This window comes from Desulfovibrio sp. 6_1_46AFAA (assembly GCF_000224635.1).
Lineage (GTDB): Bacteria > Desulfobacterota > Desulfovibrionia > Desulfovibrionales > Desulfovibrionaceae > Desulfovibrio > Desulfovibrio fairfieldensis.
The window spans coordinates 850670-856981 of record NZ_JH114300.1 but is presented as its reverse complement, the minus strand read 5'-3'; the positions used below and the strand labels follow the sequence as shown (position 1 = coordinate 856981).

4 protein-coding genes and 1 rRNA gene are annotated in these 6312 nt (G+C 56.9%); all 5 read left to right on the top strand.

What is annotated here, in order from left to right:
- Positions 1-97 precede the first annotated feature (97 nt).
- The 5 genes from rrf (at position 98) to ppk1 (ending at position 6290) form a co-directional block, all read left to right on the top strand.
- A 5S ribosomal RNA gene (gene rrf / locus HMPREF1022_RS03505) occupies positions 98-212 on the top strand.
- A gap of 313 nt (positions 213-525) precedes the next feature.
- On the top strand, positions 526-1017 hold the full coding sequence (locus HMPREF1022_RS03500; protein WP_009301903.1) for a hypothetical protein: 492 nt from the start codon (positions 526-528) through the stop codon (positions 1015-1017).
- 470 nt (positions 1018-1487) lie between these two features.
- Positions 1488-2309: a DUF4851 domain-containing protein gene (locus HMPREF1022_RS03495; RefSeq protein ID WP_009301902.1), complete on the top strand. Its 822-nt coding sequence runs from the start codon at positions 1488-1490 to the stop codon at positions 2307-2309.
- 434 nt (positions 2310-2743) lie between these two features.
- Positions 2744-3985 (top strand): pentapeptide repeat-containing protein, encoded by a 1242-nt coding sequence (locus HMPREF1022_RS03490; protein WP_009301901.1) that lies wholly within the window; start codon positions 2744-2746, stop codon positions 3983-3985.
- 139 nt (positions 3986-4124) lie between these two features.
- Positions 4125-6290, top strand: coding sequence for a polyphosphate kinase 1 (ppk1, locus tag HMPREF1022_RS03485; RefSeq protein WP_008686387.1), 2166 nt, complete (start codon positions 4125-4127; stop codon positions 6288-6290).
- Positions 6291-6312: the final 22 nt, after the last annotated feature.

Here is a 6312-nt window from a genome sequence, read left to right as displayed (position 1 = left end):
GCCGCGAGGCGTGGAGCTGACCAGTACTAATAGCCGTGAGGCTTGTTCTCTTGAAAAACTCCTTCCTTCCCTGTCAATTATATTTTTGTACAAATTTTTTGGCAGCCATAGAGAAGAGGGTACACCCGATCCCATTCCGAACTCGGTAGTTAAGCTCTTCCTCGCCGATGATACTGCATAACGTCATGTGGGAAAGTAGGCCGCTGCCAAAAATTGCTCGGAAGCCCCCCTCGCCGCTCTCAGCGCGTGGGGGGCTTCTCTTGTCCGCCCTATGCTGCCGCGCCTGCGCCCCCCCCCAACTCCGCGAATTCCCGAACCATCCCACCGCTTCCTTCATCCCTCCCTTCCTCACCTTGCCTTGAACCGGCCAGGCTGGAAAACCCTCGGAGCCGCTTCTAAAACTGCCCAGGGAGCTTTTTTGCCGCTGGGGGATATCCTCTCGGGCTTCTTCGCGCCTGCACGCCGCTTCCTTGACGGTATCTCCGGCGTATCCTGCCCTCCGCCCTATGTGTGGTGGACAACCACATGATGATCAGATATTGCGCTCAGATGGCCATTGCCGAAGAGCCGGAAATCCGGCGTGCCGTTCCGGGCAGTATTTGTGGAGAATTCAGGCCGATGCGCGCCTTGCTCTTCGCCTGTGCCCTTTTCTGCCTTTTGACAGTTATCGGCGTGCCCGCTGCCGCTTTTCAGCGTTTGCGCATTTTGCCGTCAGGCGAAGACGATTGCCTGACCGGCACTCTTGTCATTGCGTTTGACAAGGAATTTAATGTCGATTTGCCGAGCAAGGAAGAAATTCTAGAGGTTGAGAATCTGGTACGCGCGGAATTGGAGCGCGAGGGAATAGGAGATTTCAATTACTGCATGAAAGTGAGCAGGGCCACTGCGGGAAAAATGATAATTATGCATGTGCGGCCGTTTTCGAAACCCACGCCGGGGGAGAGCCCTCCGAAGCGGTCTAGTCATATTTTTTACATTCAGAACGGCACATTGTGGGGGATTGAAAAAAATCCGTAGCAGTCTTTTTGATGCTGCCCGCAGCGGCTTGTATGCGAAGCCATGCGGCCTCCTTTTATCTCCTGGAAATGCGGAAATCCCGACAGCGTTGGGCGGCGGGATTTCTGTCCCGTATCACAGTGGGTCTCAAGCGAGGCGGGCCGCGTCTTCCGCCTCGTTGACTTTCCCCTGTTTTCCGGGCAAGTCCGAACTACAGAAACAATCTGGTGTCGCGTCGAGATCGACACATGTCGCAAACCCGTAAGGGGTTGCGCACCGTCGCATGTGGCGAGAGCACAGCAAAAAAACACGTTTTTTGCTGTGCGATCTTCACGCCGAAGCGACCGAAGGCGGTGCGAAGTGCCGTGCCCGTTTGAGCGAAGCGAATTACGGACATCGACGGCAAAGATAACCACGCTTTCCGGCGCAGTGGTCTTAACACGTAAAACGAAGTTTTAAGTGTTGCATGGCACTCGCCGCGAGGAGGTTGTATGGCGCGTCTTGTGCTCATTCTGTTGGTCCCGCTCGTGTGCCTGGCTGGCATTATTTATAAGCTGGCCAAGGCTCGGCGCGTTGTGTCGGCGGATGGTATGCTGATTTCCGCCTATGCGCCTTCGCTTGCCGTGCGTTGCCGTGAGGACTTCGACCTGCTTGACGCCCGCCGGACCAGGATTTTTCCCAGGCTGAGCGCCAGGATCATGAGAACCTACCCCGCAAATGTCTGGTATGGCCTGTATGCCAACGGCGCCGGGGATGAGGCGTGTCCGCCCGCCCGGATGATCGTTATTCTGGCTTTTACTTCGGGAACGCTCTCTTGGGCTTCGGATGCGGTCACCGGCGTGGTAGGTCTGCATCATGTCAACCTACGGTATGACGAACTTGAGGGCACGGGCACCACAGTGCTGCCCACGGCGGAGAACGACCCCTGGTTCACTGCGCATGAATCCGGCCCCTGGAACCGTGGCAGCCTTGCCTACCGGGTGATGTTTCTGACCAAGAAAAACAAGCTTAAAATTATTGTGGATTACCGTGAGCCGGATATGCGCGCCCGGCCCGGCGTGCCTCTCGCCGAGGATGACAGCGTGCCCCAGGACTTTGTGGAACGCGCCCAGGCCTCGTTCCGGCTTATCAGGGGCAGCGGGGAAGCTCCTTTGCCCGGCGGTTCAGGTGCGCTGCCTTTCTCGCCTCCGGAAGTGGATGCCAAGCTGCTTGCGGATATGACCGGCATGCTGTTGCGCAAACAGAGCTTTTTTGAATACCTTTCGCTGTTTGCGGATGATGTTCGTGAAATCATTTCCTATTTCCGGCGCTGAAGTGCGATTTTTCTCTAGGGGCTGTTTCTGACTCAGTCCTGTTGCTTTCCGGATTCGTCAACCTATGCTTTTTACTCCAGAATTTAGAAACAGCCCCTGATGGCTGATTGCAAAAATTTCGAACATGCTTTTTAGTTTTAGCAGGATCGTCAGCCAAAGCGCGGCATGCTGTATGTTGTAAAAAAGTGTTTTTAACCAGCCAGGGTTAGTGGCCGATTTGTAGATTCGTATTCTTCTTTCACGCAAGAAGCGTGAAGCCCGGCTGTTTCGGCAATCGGGCTTTCTTTTTTCGCTGTTCCCTGTCGGGCCGTTTTACCGCGAAAACGGCGGCTGCCGCTGTGGACAGCTACCCTACGATCAGATAAATGATTATTATGTCTTGAAAAGAGTATTGCAGTCCGGGACAGGCGGAGCCCCTGGACGGAGGAGAACCTATGTTGCGCAGTATGCGCCGTTTCAGTTTGCTTCTGGCGGCGTTTATTATTTTTTTCAGCCAGACCTCCGGCGCGGAGGTGCGTCTTTCCGGTGCGGGCAAACAACTCAGCGGGCATACCTTTGTGGGCGTCCGCCTCTGTGACCTGCGCCTGGCGGATACGGTCATCCGGGACATGGTGTTTGAAGACGTGGTCGCGGGCGGAGCGCTTTTCCGCAACATTATTTTTGAAAACTGCCGCTTTTCGCGGGTGGATCTGAGCCATTCCACATTTGAAAATGTGGTGTTCAGGAATTGCGCTCTGGAGTCGGGAAAAAATGCCGACGGCACGCTTGTGCTGACCACGTTCGAGGGCTCGTCCATGAAGGACGTGCTTTTTGAACAAAGCCGTCTGTACAGAGTCCGCCTGGCCGAACTTCAGGGAGCGGGCGGCAAGGTGTCGTTCAAGAAAATGACCGATATCGTGCCCGAAGAAAACTACGGGCTGTTGCTGTCCGGCCAGGAGCTCCGGATTTGTGTGGAAGATTCGCAGATCAGCGGCGGCAAGATCAAAATCCACATGGCTGAAAAAAATAAAAGCTTCCTGATTGCGCGCAACAGCATTTTCAGCCGCTTTTCAGTCTATTGCGACGCCATCTTCATGCAGAACTGCACCATCGCCGATTCCCGTCTGGGAGCCGCCGAGTTGATTGTGCGCGACTCCAGCCTGTCCGGTGCGGAGGTGCTCAGCACGGTCAAGGGCTATCTGGTCTATAATCTGTATTCCTCCGGCAAGGGCGGGGCGGGCAACAGCGCGCATGCTTTGGGCAAGGGCAAAATATACGTCCTGCACCGTGACCCGGCTCCGGCGCATTTGTCATTGGGCGGCGGCAACCTGGAAGCGCGGGACATTGTCCTGGCGTCGCCGATACTGGGCAGCAAGGCCGGGGAAGTCACCCGGCGCCTGGATTTGCGCAATGTGCAGATCAAAGGCGGCAGCTGGCGCTATTTGCGTCTGTTGAGCGGCCAATGGGAAAATGTGGTCATTGAGCCGCCTGTCATTGTGGACAAAAGCCGTCTGGAAAATGTAGCGGCCTATAATCTGCAATTTCCCCAAGGGGAGCCCTGGAGTGAGGTTGAAGAGTCCGAAGGGCCTCTGTATTTTGGCGTGACGCGGCGGCCCACGCCCTTTGCCTGGGAAGAGGTGCATGTGCCCGAGCCCGAGGATTGGGGCATTGCTTGGCGTGTGATCGGCGGGCGGTGAGCCGTCCCGGAAAATGTCACGAAAATGTCACCTTTTGCTTCTTGTCTGCCGTCCCATGTGCTGTATGCTGAACAAGCGGATCATAACGGGCGGGGCCGTGCCTGGATCGTGCCTGTTCAACGCTCACTGAGGAGATCGTATGCCCAAGGATGCCGTTGCAACCGGGTCCGTCGAGGTTGATGAAGGCCAAGCGGGGTGCTGCGCCGCGGCGATTGAAGATCTGAGCTGCCCGGATCTGTATCTGAACCGCGAGTTGAGCTGGCTGAAATTCAACGCCAGGGTGCTTGACCAGGCGCTGGATCCGCGTTTTCCGCTGCTGGAGCAGTTGAAATTTCTGGCTATTTTTCACAATAACCTGGATGAATTCTTCATGGTCCGGGTGGCGGGCATCGTGCAGCAGCACAAGAACGGTCTGCCCTGCGGCACGCCGGACAAGCTGCGCCCGGCCCGCCAGCTGGCGGAAATCCGCAAGCGGGTTCTGGCCCTGCAGGAAACAGCCTATAAGCACTGGAAAGAACTTTCACGCCAGTTGGCTAAAAAAGGCGTGCGCTTCCGGCGCTACAGCCAGCTCACGGAAAAACAGCGTAAATTTCTGGATGATTTTTTCCATACCGAAGTCTATCCGGTGCTGACGCCCCAGGCCATTGATCCGGCCCATCCCTTTCCCACCATTTCCAATCTGAGTATCAACTTTATCGTCCAGCTCCAGTGCCCGGACAATACCATCCGTTTTGCCCGGCTGCGCTGCCCCAGCAATGTTTCGCGTTTCGTTTTCGTGCCGCGCACCAAGGCGGCCAAGGATTACGTCTGCCTCGGCCTGTCCAGCAATCTGCGCGACACAGACGTGATTCTGCTGGAGGATCTGATCCGCCAGTATCTGGAAACCCTGTTTTACGGCAATAAAATTCTGGCCTGCGGCCTGTTCCGGATCACTCGCAATACGGACCTGGAGCTTGCCGAGGAAGAAGCCGACGACCTGCTGGAAGCCATCAGGGACCTGGTGGACCAGCGCCGCTTCGGCGATGTGGTGCGCCTGGAGTTCGCCAGCGGGGTGAATCGCATGCTGGTTGATTTTCTGGCGCGGCATCTGGAGGTGAGGCCGTTTCAAATCTACAAGATCCGGGGGCCCCTGGCTTTTTCCCAGATGTTGCCGTTTTACGGCGTGGACAGGCCCGGCCTCAAGCTGCCGCCGCAGCACCCCCGTCAGCCCGACATCTGCGGCATGGAAAGCATGTTTCCGGCCATCCGCGCCAAGGACAGGCTGCTCTACCACCCGTACGACAGTTTTTGTGCCGTGCTGGAATTTATCCGACAGGCCAGCGAGGACCCGGACGTGATGGCCATCAAGCAGACCCTTTACCGGGTAGGCGCCAATTCGCCCATCGTGGGGGCGCTCATGGAGGCCCGGAGGCGCGGCAAGCAGGTCACGGCCGTGGTGGAGCTGAAGGCCCGCTTCGACGAGGAACGCAACATCACCTGGGCCGAGGAACTGGAGGATGCGGGCGTCAACGTGGTCTACGGCCTCAAGGGCATGAAGATCCATGCCAAACTCTGCCTTGTGGTCCGCAGGGAGGGGCGCGGCCTGACCTGCTACGCGCACATCGGCACAGGCAACTACAATCCTTCCACCGCCCGGATTTATACGGATATGGGCTTGCTCACGGCCGATCCGCAGATCTGCGCGGATATAACGGATCTTTTCAACTACATGACCGGCTACGCCGTGCACGAACGCTATCAGCGCCTTCTGGTTTCACCGGTCAATATGCGCCGGGGCCTGCTCTCGCGCATTGAGCGCGAAATCGAGCATCAGCGGGAGCGCGGCAACGGTCAGATCATCATCAAATGCAATCACCTGGTGGACGAAGGGCTGATCCGCGCGCTGTACCGCGCCTCACAGGCCGGGGTGCGCATTGACCTGCAGGTGCGCGGCATCTGCTGCCTCAGACCGGGCCTGCCGGGGGTGAGCGAAAATATCGACGTCACCTCCGTGGTGGGGCGTTTTCTCGAACATCCGCGCATCTACTGGTTCTGCAATAACGGCGCTGACGAGCTGTACATGGGCAGTGCCGACATGATGCCGCGCAATCTCAACCGCCGCGTGGAAGTTCTGACGCCCGTGCTGGACAAGGAACTGCGCGACTATCTTCGCAATACTGTTCTGAAACTGCATTTGAAAGACACTGTACAGTGCTACAGAATGCTTGCCGACGGTGAATATCTTCGCATCAAGCCCGGAAAAAAGGACAAGCTTGTCAATTCTCAGGAGAGCCTGATAGAATTGTACAGTGCCTCTCAGAAGTAATGCCAACCCTAACGCCGACCAA

Coding starts and splice junctions, on each gene's coding strand:
- HMPREF1022_RS03500 (WP_009301903.1), top strand. CDS start 526: ATGATGATCAGATATTGCGCTCAGATGGCCATTGCCGAAGAGCCGGAA.
- HMPREF1022_RS03495 (WP_009301902.1), top strand. CDS start 1,488: ATGGCGCGTCTTGTGCTCATTCTGTTGGTCCCGCTCGTGTGCCTGGCT.
- HMPREF1022_RS03490 (WP_009301901.1), top strand. CDS start 2,744: ATGTTGCGCAGTATGCGCCGTTTCAGTTTGCTTCTGGCGGCGTTTATT.
- ppk1 (WP_008686387.1), top strand. CDS start 4,125: ATGCCCAAGGATGCCGTTGCAACCGGGTCCGTCGAGGTTGATGAAGGC.